General features: G+C 39.3%; 16 protein-coding genes, 1 tRNA gene, 1 other RNA gene and 3 pseudogenes. 3 read left to right on the top strand and 18 right to left on the bottom strand.

All coding sequences use genetic code 11. From position 1 onward, the window contains the following. Positions 1-109 precede the first annotated feature (109 nt). Positions 110-547, bottom strand: coding sequence for a CoA-binding protein (locus HT724_RS00105; protein ID WP_000076477.1), 438 nt, complete (start codon positions 545-547; stop codon positions 110-112). A gap of 84 nt (positions 548-631) precedes the next feature. Then, entirely contained in the window at positions 632-3,265 is a 2,634-nt protein-coding gene (polA, locus tag HT724_RS00100; RefSeq protein ID WP_173276570.1) for a DNA polymerase I, read from the bottom strand. Positions 3,266-3,412: 147 nt separating this feature from the next. Between polA and HT724_RS00095 the strand changes: the two genes are divergently transcribed. Then, positions 3,413-4,348 (top strand): Rpn family recombination-promoting nuclease/putative transposase, encoded by a 936-nt coding sequence (locus HT724_RS00095; RefSeq protein WP_173293539.1) that lies wholly within the window; start codon positions 3,413-3,415, stop codon positions 4,346-4,348. A gap of 284 nt (positions 4,349-4,632) precedes the next feature. On the opposite strand, the gene tnpB is transcribed toward HT724_RS00095, so the two are convergent. From tnpB to comW, 15 genes and pseudogenes are all read right to left on the bottom strand, one after another. Beyond that, positions 4,633-4,773 carry an IS66 family insertion sequence element accessory protein TnpB gene (tnpB, locus tag HT724_RS10090; RefSeq protein WP_240156700.1) on the bottom strand — a complete coding sequence of 47 codons (141 nt, stop codon included), beginning with the start codon at positions 4,771-4,773 and terminating at the stop codon, positions 4,633-4,635. Positions 4,774-5,041: 268 nt separating this feature from the next. Beyond that, positions 5,042-6,046 carry a type II TA system antitoxin MqsA family protein gene (locus HT724_RS00085; protein ID WP_173276573.1) on the bottom strand — a complete coding sequence of 335 codons (1,005 nt, stop codon included), beginning with the start codon at positions 6,044-6,046 and terminating at the stop codon, positions 5,042-5,044. Positions 6,047-6,063: 17 nt separating this feature from the next. Beyond that, complete coding sequence (locus HT724_RS00080; protein ID WP_004237616.1) at positions 6,064-6,273, bottom strand: hypothetical protein; 210 nt, start codon at positions 6,271-6,273, stop codon at positions 6,064-6,066. A gap of 662 nt (positions 6,274-6,935) precedes the next feature. Then, positions 6,936-7,274, bottom strand: a pseudogene (locus HT724_RS00075) (N-acetylmuramoyl-L-alanine amidase family protein); the annotation flags it as partial. A 1,402-nt stretch (positions 7,275-8,676) separates the two neighbouring features. After that, positions 8,677-9,564: an Rpn family recombination-promoting nuclease/putative transposase gene (locus tag HT724_RS00070; RefSeq protein ID WP_173276574.1), complete on the bottom strand. Its 888-nt coding sequence runs from the start codon at positions 9,562-9,564 to the stop codon at positions 8,677-8,679. Between the two features lie 118 nt (positions 9,565-9,682). Beyond that, a complete protein-coding gene (locus HT724_RS00065) occupies positions 9,683-10,651 on the bottom strand; it encodes a ribose-phosphate diphosphokinase (protein ID WP_078238233.1) in 969 nt (322 codons plus the stop codon). 145 nt (positions 10,652-10,796) lie between these two features. After that, a complete protein-coding gene (locus HT724_RS00060) occupies positions 10,797-11,612 on the bottom strand; it encodes a PrsW family glutamic-type intramembrane protease (RefSeq protein ID WP_173276575.1) in 816 nt (271 codons plus the stop codon). 24 nt (positions 11,613-11,636) lie between these two features. Further along, a complete protein-coding gene (locus tag HT724_RS00055) occupies positions 11,637-12,134 on the bottom strand; it encodes a carbonic anhydrase (protein WP_173276576.1) in 498 nt (165 codons plus the stop codon). Positions 12,135-12,206: 72 nt separating this feature from the next. After that, positions 12,207-13,571 carry a DNA repair protein RadA gene (gene radA / locus HT724_RS00050; protein WP_173276579.1) on the bottom strand — a complete coding sequence of 455 codons (1,365 nt, stop codon included), beginning with the start codon at positions 13,569-13,571 and terminating at the stop codon, positions 12,207-12,209. A gap of 10 nt (positions 13,572-13,581) precedes the next feature. Continuing rightward, positions 13,582-14,139, bottom strand: a complete 558-nt coding sequence (locus HT724_RS00045) for a histidine phosphatase family protein (RefSeq protein WP_172934240.1) — start codon at positions 14,137-14,139, stop codon at positions 13,582-13,584. Next, a complete protein-coding gene (locus tag HT724_RS00040) occupies positions 14,099-14,542 on the bottom strand; it encodes a dUTP diphosphatase (protein WP_000701987.1) in 444 nt (147 codons plus the stop codon). The genes HT724_RS00045 and HT724_RS00040 overlap by 41 nt, the downstream gene beginning before the upstream one ends. Positions 14,543-14,598: 56 nt before the next feature. Next, an RNA gene (gene ffs, locus HT724_RS00035) (signal recognition particle sRNA small type) lies at positions 14,599-14,696 on the bottom strand. 32 nt (positions 14,697-14,728) lie between these two features. Then, positions 14,729-15,196 (bottom strand): tRNA adenosine(34) deaminase TadA, encoded by a 468-nt coding sequence (tadA, locus tag HT724_RS00030; protein ID WP_173253439.1) that lies wholly within the window; start codon positions 15,194-15,196, stop codon positions 14,729-14,731. A gap of 199 nt (positions 15,197-15,395) precedes the next feature. Then, the gene (locus tag HT724_RS00025; RefSeq protein WP_001832534.1) at positions 15,396-16,682 is read right to left on the bottom strand and encodes an adenylosuccinate synthase; all 1,287 of its coding nucleotides are present in this window, start codon (positions 16,680-16,682) and stop codon (positions 15,396-15,398) included. Positions 16,683-16,912: 230 nt separating this feature from the next. Next, positions 16,913-17,149: a sigma(X)-activator ComW gene (gene comW, locus HT724_RS00020; RefSeq protein ID WP_042900061.1), complete on the bottom strand. Its 237-nt coding sequence runs from the start codon at positions 17,147-17,149 to the stop codon at positions 16,913-16,915. 229 nt (positions 17,150-17,378) lie between these two features. Between comW and HT724_RS00015 the strand changes: the two are divergent. Next, positions 17,379-17,611 (top strand): annotated as a pseudogene (locus HT724_RS00015) (transposase); the annotation flags it as partial. Positions 17,612-17,740: 129 nt separating this feature from the next. Next, positions 17,741-17,897, top strand: a pseudogene (locus HT724_RS00010) (ISL3 family transposase); the annotation flags it as partial. A gap of 77 nt (positions 17,898-17,974) precedes the next feature. Here the strand turns inward: HT724_RS00010 and HT724_RS00005 are convergent. Beyond that, positions 17,975-18,048, bottom strand: a tRNA-Asn gene (locus HT724_RS00005). Positions 18,049-18,071 lie beyond the last annotated feature (23 nt).

The following is an 18,071-nucleotide window of genomic DNA, read 5'->3' as shown; positions in this document are numbered from 1 at the left end:
ATCTACAACCTCAAAACGGTGTTTTGAGCTGACTGCGACTAGTTTCCTAGTTTGCTCTTTGATTTTCATTGAGTATAACACAAAAGGTAGCCCACCAGCTACCTTTTTCTTATGCTTCCTCAATCAAGCGAGTATGTTCTCTCTTGATGCAACGATTCATCACGATATCATCACATCCACCAGCACGCAAGATTTCTTCCGCTTCTAGACTTTCAAGTCCTAGCTGTGCCCAAAAAATCTTAGCATCAGCCTTGAGAAAATCACGCGCCACATCTGGCAGAAACTCACTGCGACGGTAAACATTGACAATATCTACAGGAAAAGGAATCTCCGCTAGGCTAGCATAAGCCTTTTCACCCAAGATTTCGCCACCTGCCGCCTTGGGATTTACTGGAATGATTTTATAACCCCGAGCCTGCATTTCCTTGGTCACTCGATTGCTAGTTGTTTCCTCGCGGTCTGATAAACCCACTACAGCAAGGGTTTTACTCGTTGCGAGATACTGACGAATCACACCATCACTTGGATTGATAAATTCTTGACTCATAGAAATCCTCCTTTTTCATCAGTATAGCACATTTTGAAAAGGCTTGCATAATTCTACTACAAAAAAGGAGGACTAGTCCCCTTTTTATTTAGCCTCGTACCAGGTTGCTCCTTCATTCTCATCCGCGATGAGGGGAACACTGAGTTGAATGGCTTCTTCCATAGTTTGTTTGACCAATTTTTTCATCTCTGCCAATTCAGATTTAGGAACTTCAAGGACGATTTCATCGTGCACTTGCAGAAGCATCTTAGTCTGATAACCACCTGCAACCAAGGCTTTATCTAGCTGAATCATGGCAATCTTGAGAATATCTGCTGCCGAACCCTGGATAGGAGAGTTGATAGCTGTCCGCTCTGCAAAACCACGAATATTGAAGTTGCGCGAATTGATATCTGGCAACTCACGACGACGCTTGAAGAGGGTCTCCACATAGCCCTTATCACGCGCCTCACGCACCACTTCATCCATGTAGTTTTTAATACCTGGGAAGCGTTCAAAGTAGGTATCAATGTAGGCCTTGGCCTCCTTACGGCTAATGCCCAAATTATTAGATAAGCCAAAGTCTGAAATCCCGTAAACCACTCCAAAGTTGACAGCCTTGGCATTGCGACGGTCGTTTGCAGTCACATCCTCAGGACGTTCAATGCCAAAGACACGCATGGCTGTCGAAGTATGGATATCTGCCCCCTCTTGGAAGGCCTTAATCAAGTGTTCATCCTTGGAAATATGAGCCAAAACACGCAATTCAATCTGTGAATAGTCGGAGCTGAGAAGGACACTATCCTCCCACTCAGGCACAAAAGCCTTACGAATGAGACGCCCCTGCTCCAAACGCACAGGAATGTTTTGCAAGTTTGGATCCACACTAGACAAACGCCCGGTCTGGGTCAAATCCTGCACATAACGAGTATGAATCTTGCCATCAGCCAAAATCCAGTCCTGCAAGCCAATTACATAAGTAGACTGAATCTTGGCAATCTGACGGTAGTCTAGGATTTTCTTAACAATCGGAGCAATAGGAGCCAAACGTTCCAACACATCCACCGCTGTCGAATAACCTGTCTTGGTTTTCTTAGTGTATTCTAGAGGAAGTCCCAATTTTTCAAAGAGAAGCACGCCCAACTGCTTAGGCGAATTGATATTAAACTCCTCACCAGCCAGTTCATAAATCTCTTGAGTGAGTTTTTCAATGACAAACTCATTTTCAGTCTGCATCTCAAGCAAGGTCTCTTTCTTGACCTTAATCCCAGCTATTTCCATCTTGGCAAGGACAAAAGCCAGAGGTTGCTCTATATCATAAAGAAGCTCTAATTGCCCATTTTCACTGAGTTTTTCAAGTAAAACAGGCTCAGTCTCAACCAAAATTGCAAGCTTACGAGCTAAGTGTTCCAAGAATTTCTCACGTTCAGGAATGGCCTTCTTGACACCCTTACCATAGAAGGTCTCATCATCAACCAAATAAGTCTGACTATAAAGACTAGCAATAGTCGCAATTTCATTGTCCTCCACAGTCGAAAGGAGATATTTAGCCAAACGGCTGTCAAAAGCAGGCGCCTGCAAATCAATACCCAAACGATTCAAGAGAACTTTAGCCTTCTTAAAGTCATAAACTCTCAGAGGTGTTTTTTCTAGAAAATCCTTAAAAATAGGCTCTTGCAAAAGCTCAAGCTTGTCTGTAGCATAGATCTTATCCCCACAAGACCAAGCAAAACCAACCAAATCATCCGTATGATAATTTTCACCAAAAAGCTCAAAATGGAAGATAGACTCTTCACTCAGCATATCTTGACTGACTTGATCAACGATAGTAAAGTCCAAACTTTCAGCCACATCAGCTGACGACACATTTAATGCCTGTTTGAGCTGTTTGAATCCCATCTCATCGTAGAATTTTCCAAGATTTTCCACATCTGGACCACTATAGACCAAATCCTCTAAACCAATCTCAATCGGTGCTTTGGTATCAATGGTCGCCAGTGTTTTAGACAAAAAAGCCTGTTCCTTATCATTGATGAGATTTTCCTTCATCTTAGAAGCCTTCATCCCATCGATATTTTCATAAATTCCCTCAAGCGAACCATGCTCCAGCAAGAGCTTGATACCCGTCTTTTCACCAATTTTGGTTACTCCAGGGATATTATCCGACTTATCACCCATGAGCGCCTTGAGATCGATAAACTGCGTCGGTGTAATGCCCATCTTTTCCATGAGATAATCTGGCGTAAAGGCCTCAAACTCAGCCACACCTTTCTTGGAAATCTCAACCACCGTATGCTCATCCGTCAGCTGAATCAAGTCCTTATCCCCACTGACAATGGTAATATCAAAACCATCCTGCTCAGCTAGTTTATCTAGTGTCCCAATGATATCATCAGCTTCATACTGAGCCAACTCATAGTGACGAATCCCCATATGATCCAGTAACTCACGAATGAAAGGAAATTGCTCACGAAACTCATCAGGAGTCTTAGCCCGACCACCCTTATAGTCCGCATACATCTCTGTACGGAAGGTCGTCTTTCCCGCATCAAAAGCCACCAAAATATGACTGGGCTCCACCCGCTCCAATAAATGGCTCAACATCAATTGAAAGCCATAAATCGCATTGGTATGCAAACCAGCCGCATTCTTAAAACGGTCCAACTGCTGATAGAGTGCAAAAAACGCCCGAAAAGCAACAGAAGACCCATCAATCAATAATAATTTTTTCTTATCCATACACCCATTATAAAGGAAAGCACCAAAAAATACCATTGGGAAGAGCCAGACCAAGCATTTTTCATACTTTTTCCGAATAAATAGATAGAGCCAGTGAATCTAGTAAACCTAGATTTAAAAATGTGCTATAATGAAAGGAGAAGAAATATGACTGTACGTCATCCGGGCATCAGCCCAACCAATGACTTGGTAGCTAAAAAAATATTTAGTAATCCAGAAATCACTTGTCAATTTATTCGCGATATGCTGGACTTGCCAGCAAAAAATGTGACCATTTTGGAGGGAAGTAACATTCATGTCTTGCCTTCCATACCTTATTCAGCCCAATATTTCTATACCAGTATAGATGTTTTAGCGGAGTTGGACAATGGCACTCAGGTAATCATTGAGATTCAGGTACATCATCAGAATTTTTTCATCAATCGCCTATGGGCTTATCTATGTAGTCAGGTCAATCAAAATCTCGAAAAAATTCGCCAACAAGAAGGCAATACTCACCAGAGCTATAAACACATCGCACCAGTATACGCCATTGCAATTGTGGATAGCAATTATTTCTCAGATGACTTAGCCTTTCACAGTTTTAGTATGCGCGAGGATACGACAGGTGAGGTTTTAACCATAACCAATAATGGACAAGAAAACCATCTGGTCAAGATGGCGTTCTTGGAATTAAAAAAATATAGAGAAACCAGCAAAGACGAAGTTCGCAAGCCATGGTTGGAGTTTTTCGGGAATAAACCCTTTACTCAACAACCCGAGCGAGCCATCAGCCAAGCAGACCAACTGCTTGACTACAAGAGCTGGTCCGAGGAGGACAGGAAGATGTTTAGTCAACTACGTATGCGCGAAGAACAAGCTTTGTTAGCACAGGACTATGCCTTGGAAACAGCTAGGGCGGAAGGTATTGAACAGGGACTGGAACGAGGCCGAGCGGAAGGTATTGAAAAAGGTTTAGAGCGTGGGAAAGTTGAGGGAGGTTTTGCTATGTTAGCAAATCTTGTTCGTCAAGGTCTTCTGACTTCGGAGGTTGCCAGCCAGCAGTTAGGTATGACTATCTCTGAGTTTGAGGAGCTCTTGTAAAACAATACAATCACTAATAACATAAAAGCGAACAGGACTGAAATATTATCCTGTTCACTTTTTATTTTCTGCTATTCAACAAAGCCCTTACGCGATTATATGTCACAAAAAAAATAGGACACCGTCTTACCGCTGCCCCATCAAAAATTTAAAATTTTTATTTGATGAATCTATTGTATCAAGTATAATCTTTATTTTTTGTAAGCATTTCATAAGCCAGTTTTCTTATTCTGATGTTAGATTTTTGGAATCTTTTCTGCACTTGTCCACGTCAGATTACCATTCTAAAATCGTTTGTATAACAAGCAGAATCCTTGACCATCCCAGCAAAGTACTTTAAAACGGTCCTCACATCTTCCACAAAAGAGAAAGACTTGATTTGAGAAAGGATATAATTCAAAGTGGGTTTTAACCAGATAAAACATTAAATCAACGCCTTATCTCATATCGGTTTTCCCACAAATAAGATAGACTTGATCTACATCACTTAGTTAAATAGTCATTACATAGTATTTTTACTCTGATAACTATTTTTTATCCAGAATAGTAGAAGTTTGGAGATTATGATAGATACCTTGTTATGATACGCTTATTCATTATCTGAAAAAAGTCGCATAAAACTGCCTCGTCTGTCTTGATAGGTGAATTCTATCATATTTTGTAAAAGGGAGAGGTTATTAGAGGTATCCATTACTAATTTAATTCAATATCTGCAGCGTATGAATAGTCAATTATTTCTCCTTGAGAAGTTGAAGAATAACCTTTTTCCTTATGAGAATAGTTAGAAATTTCAACAGAACCAAAACCAATAAACTTGTTATAAACACGTTCAAGAACAGCAATTTCTTCATTTGTTAAAATTCCATTAAAGTCATCTTCGTCTGGTAATACTTTATGTCGCTCATATTTGCCATCAAATTCCACTTCTACATGAGCAATTTTATCTTCTTCTAATTTCCCAAGTAATACATTAAATTTTTCCGGAACCGGACCATATGGTAAATGTACATATTTCAAACCTGAAATCGAAACACTATTCTCTTTATAGAAAATCATATCTGAATAGTTTAATAATTTCATTAATTTTGTCTTTAGCAAGTCTGTTCCTTTACTTGCAAAAAATAAAACCATAGCTGCAAATTTTTCGTAATCAAAACTTTTAAAACCATTATCAATTGATGGGGTGCTGGAAATATACAAATCAATTAACTTGCAAGAATCTTCTTTTTCATTTTCACTAATTAGTTTGTTTACTAATACTGATAATTTAGATAAATGTTTTTCATCTAGAGAATTTTCATTCTCCGAAAGATAAAATTTCATATTCTCGGGGATTCTTAGAAATAGCAATAAACTATTATGTGCCTTGTCTTGAATTGAACCATTCTCGTATCTATGAATAGTCTTATCCCCCCAATTAAGAAGTTTTGCAAAACCTCTTTGACTTAAACCATATAATTCTCTAATTTGTTTTATTTCTGTAGGAAGAAGTAATTTGTGTTTTTTTCTGTACTCATTATATGCATTTGTTAATGTAGCATCATCTAGTTCTTCACAATAAAATTCTGCGCTACAATCAGCACACACAAGCACTTGAGCTTGGACCTCAATATTCTCTCCAAGAACTTCATATGTTTCTTTCTTTGAAATTACTTTTGTTTCAACTTCTTTTCCGCATTCTTCACAATATTTTTTCATTAAAGTTACCTCCTATCCTAAATAAAATCATCTTCATGAAATCCAAGGCATTTAAGCATATCTTGCCCATTTACTTGCACAATTTTTAGTTTAACATAAAATTGAACTCCGTCAACACTTTTCTTAAACTCCCAAATATCACCTGGTTTACTTGGATCAAAATCTTGTTTAGGACCTTTGTAGTAATCACTAACCACAAGGGATAATATTTCAGACTTTGCATCCATAATTGAAAGACCATGAGCTGTTAAAGCTTGTATATTCTTTCTCCTCGGTACAAAGTCATAATTACCTGTAGATGTCAGATTCTTTGCATTAGTAAGAAAATTCCTGATATCTTCTATGCTATAGTAGATTGAATCTACAACAGTACGCCTAGAGTGCTAAAATATTACTATAAATTAATTTGACTTTCCTAATCGATTTGTTCATATCTTATTTCAATCTACTATAGCTTGATCATTCACTTAGTTACCCCCATTAAGTTAATCCCAATTTATTCATACTTGACATAAACACCAATCAGAATCCTTAGTTTAACATCGATTCTGAATACTTTTTATATTATGTATGAATAATTGGATCCTAGCTACATATTACTCCTTTTTATCATTTTTGTCAACAAAAGGCGGTCATATGACCTCGTTTTTGATTAAAACGTGAAAATATCACCCATCTGTAATATCAGCATGGGTACTAAAATCATATATTGGTTTTTAAAGTTTATTAGCTATAAACACTTTAAGAAGCGTATTTTCATCATTTTTAACATCAAAAAAGAAAGGACGAAATTTGTCCTTTCTAGATATTAGCTTTTCTTCAACCCACTACAGTTGACAAAGAGCCAAAAAAAGCAGGAGATAAATCTCCTGCGATATTAAATAATTACTTATTTAACCCATTCACCGTTTCCGTTTACAGTGTAACCACCTACAGTAGTGTTAACTGCAAGAGCTCCTGACGCGTATGAGTAGTACCAGTTACCACCAACTTGATACCAACCAGTTGCCATTGCACCTGATGATTTCAAGTAGTACCAAGTACCGTTATCTTTAACCCAACCAGTTGCCATTGCACCTGATGATTTCAAGTAGTACCAAGTACCGTTATCTTTAACCCAACCAGTTTGCATAACACCTTCAGCATTTAGGTAGTACCAAGTTCCTTGATCATTAACCCAACCTGTTGCTTTTGTACCTTTTGAGTCTACTACATAAGTCCAGTTACCTTTAGTATCTTTATTCCAACCGAATTTAACTACAGCTGCTGGAGTTGGTGTGTCTGCTTTAATAACATCTTCCAATACGAATGCTACATTTTCTTTTTTGTATGCAGCTTCAGCTTTTTCTACTGCGTCTTTATAAGCAGCTTTCGCAGTTTTTAGCGCAGTATCTGCATCTAACAAATCTTTAGTAGCTTTTCCAACTGCTACATATTTAGAATTCGTAACTTGTTTTAGACTATCAAAAGTTTGACCTTCTTCCAATAGACCTGTACCTTTATCAATTGCTTTAGTCAAAGCATCAATTGCTTTAGTCAAAGCATCAATAGCTTTTGTAAGTTTTTCAGAGTCTTGTTTTTCTGCTTTTACAGTAGCTTCTAGCTCTTTAACTTCTTTTTCTAAAGTAGAAACTTTTTCATTAGCGTCAGAATAAGTTTGTTGAGCTTTTGCCAATACTGACTCAACTTTTAATTTTTCAGCTTCGTATTTCTTTGTAGCTTCTACATCACCACCAAGTGGTTTTTCATCATATTTATTATTAACAACTTTCTGAGCATCGTCCAAGGCTTCCTTGGCTTTATCTAACGCTAAATATGCTCCTGTACGTGTTCCTTCTTTTTCACCTAATTCAGCTTTTTTAGTTGCTAATTCTGCTGAATCTTTAGCTTTCTTAGCTTCTACTTTTGCTTGTAATTCTGTAAAAATTGCTTTTTGTCCTTCTGCATCACCTCTTTTTAGTTCAGCATCACGAAGAGCTTTAACAGCGTCAGAATAAGCTTGTTGAGCTTCTGCAAGTTTTTCCTCTGCTGCCTTTTGAGCTTTTGTTGAAGCTTGTAGAGTTGAATTAGCTTTACGCAATGTATTTACAACAGGTTGAAGAGCTTGAACCTTTTTCACTGCATCATCAACTTTAACTTCCTCACTGACCTTAACTCCAAGAGCATCCTTAATTAAAGTTGCATATGAATCATCAGCTGAAACAGCTTGAACAGCACCAAATGCTGCAAGAGCGACTGCGCTTGTCAATAAAACTTTTTTCATCGTTTTATCTCCTTTATTTTTCTTTAAAATATTTTTTCGTAAGACTATCTTACTACCATACAGTATATAAATATTTGCAGGATTTGTCAAGGGTTTTCATCAACTTTTTACCTATTTTTTTCAAAAAAGGGGAAAAAACGTCTTTGTGAGATGAAATACTCTTCAAATACCGTATCTCACAAGTGAAAATCTCACAAATTTCTTAAACCCTGAGTCAAACCTCACATATCTAATCCATATCGATAGTTGGATAGAACTCACTTCTATGGTATTATCCTATAACCCCTTCCAAATGTCAAGCAAAAATGACAAGTATTTTAGAAATGACTCGCCATTTCATTAACTTTCTACTATTTAAAATGTGACCTCATAGCAAGGACTCAAACTCAGCGACTGACATGCCCAACTGCTCACTCGCAAATTCGGAAGTTAAAACATGTTGGCGAACCATGTCTAAGAAGGCAAAAAGTTTCCCACGTTCTAACCCCTGTTCAATACCCTCTGCCCTAGCTGTTTCCAAGGCATAGTCATGAGCGAGTAAAGCTTGTTCTTCACGCCTGCGTTGTTCACTAAACATCTCCCTGTCCTCCTCGGACCAGCTCTTATAGTCTAGCAGTTGATCTGCTTGGCTGATAGCTCGCTCGGGTTGTTGGGTAAAGGGCTTGTTACCAAAAAACTCCAACCACGGCTTGCGAACCTTATCTTTGCTGGTTTCTCTGTATTTTTTTAATTCCAAGAATGCCATCTTTACCAGATGGTTTTCTTGACCATTGTTTGTGATGGTTAAGGCTTCACCTGTCGTGTCCTCTCGCATACTAAAGCTATGGAAAGCTTGATCATCTTGGAAGTAGTTACTATCTACAATTGCGATAGCGTATACTGGTGCGATGTGTTTGTAACTCTGGTGTGTATCACCTTCTCGTTGACGAATTTTTTCTAGGTTTTGATTGACCTGACTGCATAGGTAAGCCCACAGGCGATTGATGAAAAAATTCTGATGATGAACTTGGATTTCGATAATAACCTGCGTGCCATTGTCCAACTCAGCTAAGACGTCTATACTGGTATAGAAATCCTGCGCTGAGTAGGGCAGGGAAGGCAAGACATGAATATTACTTCCCTCCAAAATGGTTACATTTTTAGCTGGCAAGTCCAGCATATCGCGGATAAATTGACAAGTGATTTCCGGATTGCTAAAGATTTTCTTAGCTACCAAATCATTGGTCGGGCTAATGCCCGGATGTCTGAGAATCATATTTCCTCTCCTTTCATTATAGCACATTTTTAAATCTAGGTTTACTAGATTCACTGCTACTATCTATTTATTCGGAAAAGAGACGAAAAAAACCTGAGAATCATCTCAGGCTTGGTCATTAAATCTTTTTCTCAATACTGAAAAGTGGAGAAAGTGGGCGTTTTTCATGGATACGGACGATAGCATCACCCAGTAGATGAGCGATTGAAATCTGCTCAATCTTATCAATCAAACGCTCTTCTGGCAGATAGATGGTATCCAAAACAACCAATTTCTTAATAGCTGATTTTTGGATATTATCCATAGCAGGACCAGAAAGAACTGGGTGCGTACAGCTTGCATAGACTTCAACAGCACCAGCTTCCGCAAGGGCATCTGCCGCATGACAAATCGTTCCAGCAGTATCAATCATATCATCAATCAAGATACAAGTCTTGCCTTCGACCTTACCAATGATGTTCATGACTTCACTAGTATTCATCTTATCAACGCTACGACGTTTGTCAATGATAGCAATAGATGTTTTCAAAAATTCTGCCAACTTACGAGCACGAGTCACCCCTCCATGGTCTGGGCTGACAACCACATAGTCAGAACCAACCATGCCACGACGCTCAAAATAATCCGCAATCAGAGGAGCACCCATCAAGTGATCCACAGGAATATCAAAGAATCCTTGAATCTGCGCAGCATGCAAGTCGATTGTCAACAAACGATCCACTCCAGCTACTTCAAGCATATTTGCAACAAGTTTTGAAGTGATTGGCTCACGCGCTCTCGCCTTTCTATCCTGACGTGCATACCCATAGTAAGGCATGACAACATTGACAGATTCTGCACTCGCACGCTTCAAAGCATCCACCATAATCAAAATTTCAAGCAGATTGTCATTTACAGGCGAACTAGTTGATTGTAAGATAAAGACGTGTTTCCCACGGATTGATTCTTCGATGTTGACCTGAATCTCTCCATCTGAAAATTGGCGAACACTTGATTTCCCCAACTCTATCCCAATCTCCTGCGCCACACGTTCTGCCAATTCTTGATTAGAAGAAAGGGCAAACAGCTTTAAATCAGAAAAAGACATGATTTCCTCCGGTATATATGTATCGCTTGTGCTTTTCACAAGATTTTTCCATCTACCATTGTAGCGCTTTTTACACTATTTTTCAATCAAAAATAAAAGAAGGGCACCATATTTGTACCCTTGCATCATTCTTTTGAAAAATATTCTAGTTCATCAACTCATTGTGCTTCTCAACAAAGCGATAAGCCTGATAAAAACCGTAAAGAGCAATAGCTGTAACTACTGGAATCGCTAATGGCAACTCTGTCTCCAATTCAACAAAAGGAGAGTTAAACAGGAAGTGAGTCCCCAAGGCTAAACCTAAGAAAATAAGCCCCTCTTTCTTGCCAACCTTCTGCCCTTTATAGGCTCTGTAAAGCAAGTAAACACCCACTATAGCTAGACCTGAAAAAGTCCAGTGAGAGGCAATTCCTGAGATGATACGCTCTAAAATCCTCGAAATAGTAAAGTCAAATCCCTCTGGCAAATCCGTACGAATGTAGCCAATATCCTCAATCATTTGGAATCCCAAACCAGAAGCAATTCCTAGTAAAAACAAAAATTTTAATTTTCGCACAGGAATCAAAGCCGAAACAAAAACAAGTGGCAATAATTTCAACGGTTCTTCTACCAAAGGAGCTACAATAGCACTTTCAAAGGCATTTAAAAATGCACTATCTGGGAAAAGAACGCCAAGCAAATCATGGATATAGGTATTCGCAAAACTAGACAACCATCCTGAAAGGAACATCCCACCCAATAAAGACAGAATCAAGGCCTTCTTTGGCAATTCCCATTTTTTCCCAATACGGAAAAGGAAATAAAGAGCCGGAATCATGTAAAAGAGAGCTAGAAAGATAGAAACTCCCATTAGTCCATATTCCGCACCTGACATCGAACCATCCGTATAGTAGATGGTTTCATACTGCAAACCAATACATAGCAATAAGATAAAAATAAATAAAATACTGTTTTTCTTCATACACTTTCTTTCTAAATGAATTTTTTACAATTCTACGACTGTCATACTTCCTGTATCCACATCGTAAATAGCACCAGAGATTATCACATCATCTGGTATTAAGGGAGACTCGATAAGGAGTTGCATATCCTCACGCACACTCTCCTCTATATCTTGGAAGGGCAAAAAGTCCTGATCTGACACATCGACACCCAATTCTTCCTTCAAATACTCCTGAAAAGAGCCATTTTCAAAAGTCTGAGCACCACAGTCTGTATGGTGCAACACCACAATCTCTCTTGTCCCCATTTGTTGCTGGGAAATCACCAGCGAACGAATCATGTCCTCGGTCACCCGACCACCTGCATTCCGCAAGATATGAGCATCCCCAAGTGCCAATCCTAGAGCTTGTGCAACGTGCAGACGTGAGTCCATACAGGTCACAATAGCCACTCTTGTTTTGGGTTTAAGTGGCAGATTTAACTGCCCATGTAGGGCAACATAAGCCTGATTAGCTTGCATAAACTGTTCAAAATACAACACGATTCCCTCCTCGAAAATTTGATAGCCAAATATTTCTCCTATCTTATCATTTTTAAGAGAATTTGTCACAGATTAAGCAAAAACCTTTTTCAAAACTTCCTGAATCGTTGTCACCCCAATGACCTGAATTTCCTTGGGCGGAGTGATTCCTGTCAAGGAATTCTTAGGTACATAAATCTTAGTAAATCCCAGTTTAGCAGCTTCGTTGATACGTTGTTCGATACGATTCACGCGCCGAATCTCTCCTGTCAAGCCCAGTTCTCCCACAAAACATTCCTGAGGGTTGGTTGGCTTGTCTTTATAGCTCGAAGCAATAGCAACCGCAACGGCCAAGTCTATCGCAGGTTCATCCAATTTGACACCGCCAGCAGATTTGAGATAGGCATCCTGATTTTGCAAGAGAAGCCCTGCACGCTTTTCTAAAACAGCCATAATCAGACTCGCACGATTAAAATCAAGTCCTGTCGTCGTACGCTTGGCATTTCCAAACATGGTCGGTGTTACCAAAGCCTGAACCTCCGCCAAAATCGGACGCGTACCTTCCATGGTCACAACGATTGACGAACCAGTCGCTCCATCCAAACGCTCTTCTAAGAAAACTTGACTCGGATTGAGGACCTCAACCAAACCGCCCGACTGCATCTCAAAGATGCCAATCTCATTAGTGGAGCCAAAACGGTTTTTGACCGCTCTCAAAATACGAAAAGTATGGTGACGCTCCCCTTCAAAGTAAAGCACCGTATCCACCATATGCTCCAACATACGCGGTCCAGCCAAGGTTCCTTCCTTGGTCACATGACCTACGATAAATATGGCAATGTTATTGGTTTTGGCCAGCTGCATGAGCTCAGCCGTCACCTCACGTACTTGAGAAACAGACCCCTGCACCCCTGAAATCTCAGGAGACATAATGGTTTGAATTGAGTCAATAATGAGGAAGTCTGGTTGGATGCGCTCCACCTCAGCTCGAACACTCTGCATATTGGTCTCTGCATAGAGATAAAACTCGCTATCAATATCACCCAAACGCTCTGCACGTAGTTTAATCTGCTGGGCAGACTCCTCCCCACTGACATAGAGAACTGTCCCCACTTGAGACAACTGGGTTGAGACTTGTAGGAGAAGAGTCGATTTCCCGATTCCAGGATCCCCACCGATTAGGACGAGACTTCCTGGTACCACTCCGCCTCCAAGTACACGGTTGAATTCCTCCATGTCCGTCTTGGTTCGATTGACGTTGATAGAAGTCACCTCAGCCAGTTTCATGGGCTTGGTTTTCTCACCTGTCAAGGACACGCGCGCATTCTTGACCTCGGCAACCTCAACCTCTTCTACAAAAGAAGACCAAGACCCACAGTTGGGGCAACGCCCCAGATATTTAGGGGAATTATACCCACAATTTTGACATACAAATGTCGCTTTTTTCTTTGCGATGATAAACCTCTTTCTATATCTCTAACTCACACTCAATTACTTGGCAAAAATCAATCTTCTCATTTGGCACAAACTGGCGCATGAGCATTCGATGAGCAACAACTACCACAGTCTGATGTTCTCGATACTTAGACATACATTCTAAAAAACGAGACTTCATTTCCGTAGCTGTCTCATATTGAATAGGACTATTAGGAAGTAACTCCCCCTTGTTTTCTAGAAACATAGTACGAGCTTTTTCAAAATTATCTGTGCTACTTTCATAGACCTGCCATTCATGTAATAATGGCTCCACTCTCAAAGGAAGTCCCGTAGCACAAACTACATAAGAAGCCGTTTCTAAAGCTCTTGTGACTGCAGAAGATATGATTATTTCAGCTGAAAGGAGTAAAGGATTGGTGCTCAGTTCCTGAGCTTGCTGCCGTCCCTTCTCAGACAAGGGCGCCAAATCTATCCCAAATCCCGTATAAGAACGCTCCTCTAACTCACGGTAATCTGGCTCCCCGTGACGCACAAAGATAATCTTCATCCTAGTGCCCAGTTGATCCAAATCCACCAGTCCGCACACCATCAGCTGCATCTCCATCTGCGATTAAGAAAGGCGCAAAGACAGCCTGGACAACACGTTCCCCAACTTCAAGAACAACCTCTTGATCTGTGATATTCTTCATCTGCGCAAAAATATGCCCTTCATTTCCAGGATTTCCATAATAATCCCCATCAATGACACCAACCGAGTTAATCAAGACCAAGCCCTTCTTACGAGGATTTGAAGAGCGATCATAAAGGTAAAGAACCTCAGTCGGCTGCATATAAGCCTTAACCCCTGTCGGAACCAAGACAATCTCTCCTGGCGCAATAACCGTACGCACAGCAACCTTTAAGTCGTAACCAGCCGCATGCGCTGTCTCACGCTTGGGCAATAAATTCTCATCTGTAAAACTAGAAACCAATTCAAAACCACGAATTTTCATCATCTTCTCTTTTCTATTATCATTTATTCTAGATTATTCTATCTTATTTATTCGGAAAAAGCACGAAAAAAAGAGCACACAATTCAAATCGCTTAGGGCTGCTGGATTCCTCCCCTGACCCGCTTCACGCAGAACTGTTGCTCCACTATTTATTATATCACATTCCTATTCATTTTAAAAGAAAAATTATTTTTTCCGTCTATTTCTAAAAAAGTCCTGCATAATAGCTGCACATTCATCTTCCAAAATTCCCGTTTCAACCTCCACACGATGATTGAGACGCTCATCTGTCAAGATATCGTACAAACTCCCAGCAGCGCCAAATTTCTGGTTTTTAGCTCCATAGACCACGTTTGGAATACGGGCGAGTCCAATCGCCCCACTACACATGACACACGGCTCAATGGTCACAAAAAGTGTGCAATCCAGCAAGCGCCAGCTCTCCTCACTCAAGTTCGCATTCTCTATAGCCATAATCTCCGCATGCATAACCGCTCGCTGCAACTCCTCACGCGCATTATGCCCACGGCCAATGATTTCTCCGTCCTTGACAATCACACAACCAATTGGAATTTCATCGTGTTCAAGAGCAATCTCAGCCTCTTTCAATGCCTCTCTCATGAAGACTTCTTTTTCTTCAACTGTATAATTCATCCGTTTCTCTTTTCCTACTTATCGATTTTATTATTATATCATGAATCCCAAGACAAAAAAAGCCACCGAATGCGGTGACTTTATAGGGAGATTATTATGAAAAAGAAAAGTTTAGGATATTTGTTACAACAAGTTAGGAGGTCTTCTTGTAACTGTCTATAGTATACCCGACCTATCTTAAACAAATCTTAAAAATCTCTTAGGACCAAACACTTTCTAAAATATTTGTTTGTTCACGACCAGGACCTACTGAGAAAGTAGAAATACGAACGCCAACCAATTCACTCACACGACGAACATAGTTACGCGCATTCTCAGGAAGATCTTCCAAATTACGAACTCCAGTGATATCTTCTGACCAACCTGGCAACTCTTCATAGATAGGTTTGCAACGTTTCAATTGCTCAAGACTAGCTGGATAGTAGTCAATACGTTGACCGTCAAGATCATAGGCCACACAGATTTTCACTGTATCTAAACCACTCAAAACATCGATAGAGTTCAATGAAAGGTTAGTGATACCAGAAACACGACGACTATGACGCATCACAACTGAGTCAAACCAACCCACACGACGTGGACGACCAGTCGTTGTACCATACTCATGACCCACTTCACGGATACGTTCTCCCACTTCATCAAACAACTCCGTTGGGAAAGGACCGTCTCCTACACGACTGGTATAGGCTTTACATACACCTACAACCTTATCAATCTTACTTGGACCAACACCAGAACCAATCGTAACACCACCAGCCACAGGGTTTGATGACGTAACAAATGGATAAGTACCTTGGTCAATATCGAGCATAACACCTTGTGCACCTTCAAAAAGCACACGTTTACCGTTATCAAGCGCATCGTTCAAGATAACAGATGTATCTGTGACATATTTCTTGATTTGTTGACCATATTCATAATACTCTTCAAAAATATCATCGAAAGCAATCGCTTTACTGTCATACAATTTTTCAAAAAGACGATTCTTTTCAGCAAGGTTACGTTCTAAACGCTCACGGAAAATATCTTTATCTAAAAGATCTGCAATACGAATCCCAACACGAGCAGCCTTGTCCATATAAGCTGGACCAATTCCCTTGATTGTAGTACCAATCTTATTGTCGCCCTTAGCTTCTTCTTGCAAACGATCCAACTCGATATGATAAGGCAAAATGACATGCGCGCGATCAGAAATACGCAAGTTATCAGTTGTCACACCCTCCTCATGAAGATAGCTCAACTCTTTTACAAGAGATTTAGGATTTACAACCATACCATTCCCAATAACAGAGATTTTTTCAGGGAAGAAAATCCCAGATGGAATCAAGTGCAATTTAAACTTCTTACCATCAATCACAATCGTGTGACCTGCATTATCACCACCTTGGTAACGTGCAATCACTTCTGCATTCGCTGAAAGGAAGTCTGTAATCTTCCCTTTACCTTCATCACCCCACTGGGTACCTACAACAACAACTGAAGTCATAATCTTGTCTGAGCCCTCAGGCTCTTCCTTTCTCACATACATGGCAGGAATCTCACCTGCAATTATATCTTACAATTTATTATAAGAAAAAATCGCCTTTTTATCAAGAAGAAACAATAGAAAGATTTGCTATTTCCAACTATTAAAAAATGTTTTAGACAAATTACCAGCTATTTATTGTTATATTGCCATAAAAAAGTAAGTTTGTTCGGAAATTTACTAAAATGACCTCAACAAGAAATAAAACCCCGATTCATTATCATCTTTTCAAGATACAAACGATAAGCAACACGATAATGGTAAACGATAAAATCTCTACGACACCCAATGCCATATCTAACTAAATAATAAATCAAAAATTTAAAATGAAAATGTTCCCATTCCCAACTATTATCAAAGAAAGTAGCATACTCTTCTTCGATACTGTCATAGAAATCAGTCATCTGATCATAAATACTTTGTAGCATAAGCATACACTCCTTTACTTTTTATGATCTTATTCTAACAAAAAATTATAAAAAGTTATTAATAATTCCTGAATTGTTAAAATACCAACCTCAACAAGAGAAAAACTAGGAAAAGTTGACAGAATAGAAACAAATTTACTACCTAAATTAGACTATTATAAATCTTATTAACTGCGTTAAATACTAAAAGATACTGAGGTAAAAATCTTAAAATAAGAAAAACGCATAGTATCAAATTTTTCAAACTGTCTTTAAAACATTTCTCAAAGATTAACAAGAAAATTGTCAATGTCCTTAAACTAGCCTATTCTAACGCCAAACTCGAAGTCACTAATAATCCCATCAAACTTATCAAGCGCAACGACTTTGGTTTTCGGAACTTTGAAAACTTCAAAAAACGGATTTTCATCGCTCTAAACATCAAAAAAAGAAAGGACGAAATTTGTCCTTTCTCGAGATTAGCTTTTCTGGCTCTATAATATTTGTAGTGGGTAACCCCCTATGGATATTATGGAGCCTATTTTGTGTAGAAAAAAAGTCCCATATGACCTATAATGAAAAGCGATCAAACAACTCATTAGAAAGAATCATATGGAACAATTACATTTTATCACAAAACTACTAGACATTAAAAACCCTAATTTCTAAATTATGGATATTATCAATAGGGGTACACACTAAGATTCCTTTTAAGTGCTATCAGTGTTCGAAAATAATGGTAGCTGAGACTTCTATCGTCAAGAAAAATATCACTTGTCATTAGAGGCAAGACAGATTATTAATTACATAACAAAAAAAGAGGTCGAAACCTCCTTTAATTAACTACTCCGCCAGTAGGACTCGAACCTACGACATCATGATTAACAGTCATGCGCTACTACCAACTGAGCTATGGCGGAATAAAGCTAAGCGACTTCCATAT

The sequence above is a fragment of the Streptococcus sp. k-402 genome (genome assembly GCF_013277515.1).
Taxonomy (GTDB): domain Bacteria; phylum Bacillota; class Bacilli; order Lactobacillales; family Streptococcaceae; genus Streptococcus.
Note: the sequence above shows the minus strand (reverse complement) of the source record. Positions and strands in the feature narration are given on the sequence as shown.

Coding starts and splice junctions, on each gene's coding strand:
- HT724_RS00095 (WP_173293539.1), top strand. CDS start 3,413: ATGACTGTACGTCATCCGGGCATCAGCCCAACCAATGACTTGGTAGCT.
- HT724_RS00085 (WP_173276573.1), bottom strand. CDS start 6,046: ATGAAAAAATATTGTGAAGAATGCGGAAAAGAAGTTGAAACAAAAGTA.
- tadA (WP_173253439.1), bottom strand. CDS start 15,196: ATGAATTATACAGTTGAAGAAAAAGAAGTCTTCATGAGAGAGGCATTG.
- HT724_RS00070 (WP_173276574.1), bottom strand. CDS start 9,564: ATGATTCTCAGACATCCGGGCATTAGCCCGACCAATGATTTGGTAGCT.
- HT724_RS00040 (WP_000701987.1), bottom strand. CDS start 14,542: ATGAAAATTCGTGGTTTTGAATTGGTTTCTAGTTTTACAGATGAGAAT.
- tnpB (WP_240156700.1), bottom strand. CDS start 4,773: ATGTTTTATCTGGTTAAAACCCACTTTGAATTATATCCTTTCTCAAAT.
- HT724_RS00060 (WP_173276575.1), bottom strand. CDS start 11,612: ATGAAGAAAAACAGTATTTTATTTATTTTTATCTTATTGCTATGTATT.
- HT724_RS00105 (WP_000076477.1), bottom strand. CDS start 547: ATGAGTCAAGAATTTATCAATCCAAGTGATGGTGTGATTCGTCAGTAT.
- HT724_RS00025 (WP_001832534.1), bottom strand. CDS start 16,682: ATGACTTCAGTTGTTGTTGTAGGTACCCAGTGGGGTGATGAAGGTAAA.
- polA (WP_173276570.1), bottom strand. CDS start 3,265: ATGGATAAGAAAAAATTATTATTGATTGATGGGTCTTCTGTTGCTTTT.
- HT724_RS00045 (WP_172934240.1), bottom strand. CDS start 14,139: ATGGTGTGCGGACTGGTGGATTTGGATCAACTGGGCACTAGGATGAAG.
- HT724_RS00065 (WP_078238233.1), bottom strand. CDS start 10,651: ATGTCTTTTTCTGATTTAAAGCTGTTTGCCCTTTCTTCTAATCAAGAA.
- HT724_RS00080 (WP_004237616.1), bottom strand. CDS start 6,273: ATGGATGCAAAGTCTGAAATATTATCCCTTGTGGTTAGTGATTACTAC.
- comW (WP_042900061.1), bottom strand. CDS start 17,149: ATGCTACAAAGTATTTATGATCAGATGACTGATTTCTATGACAGTATC.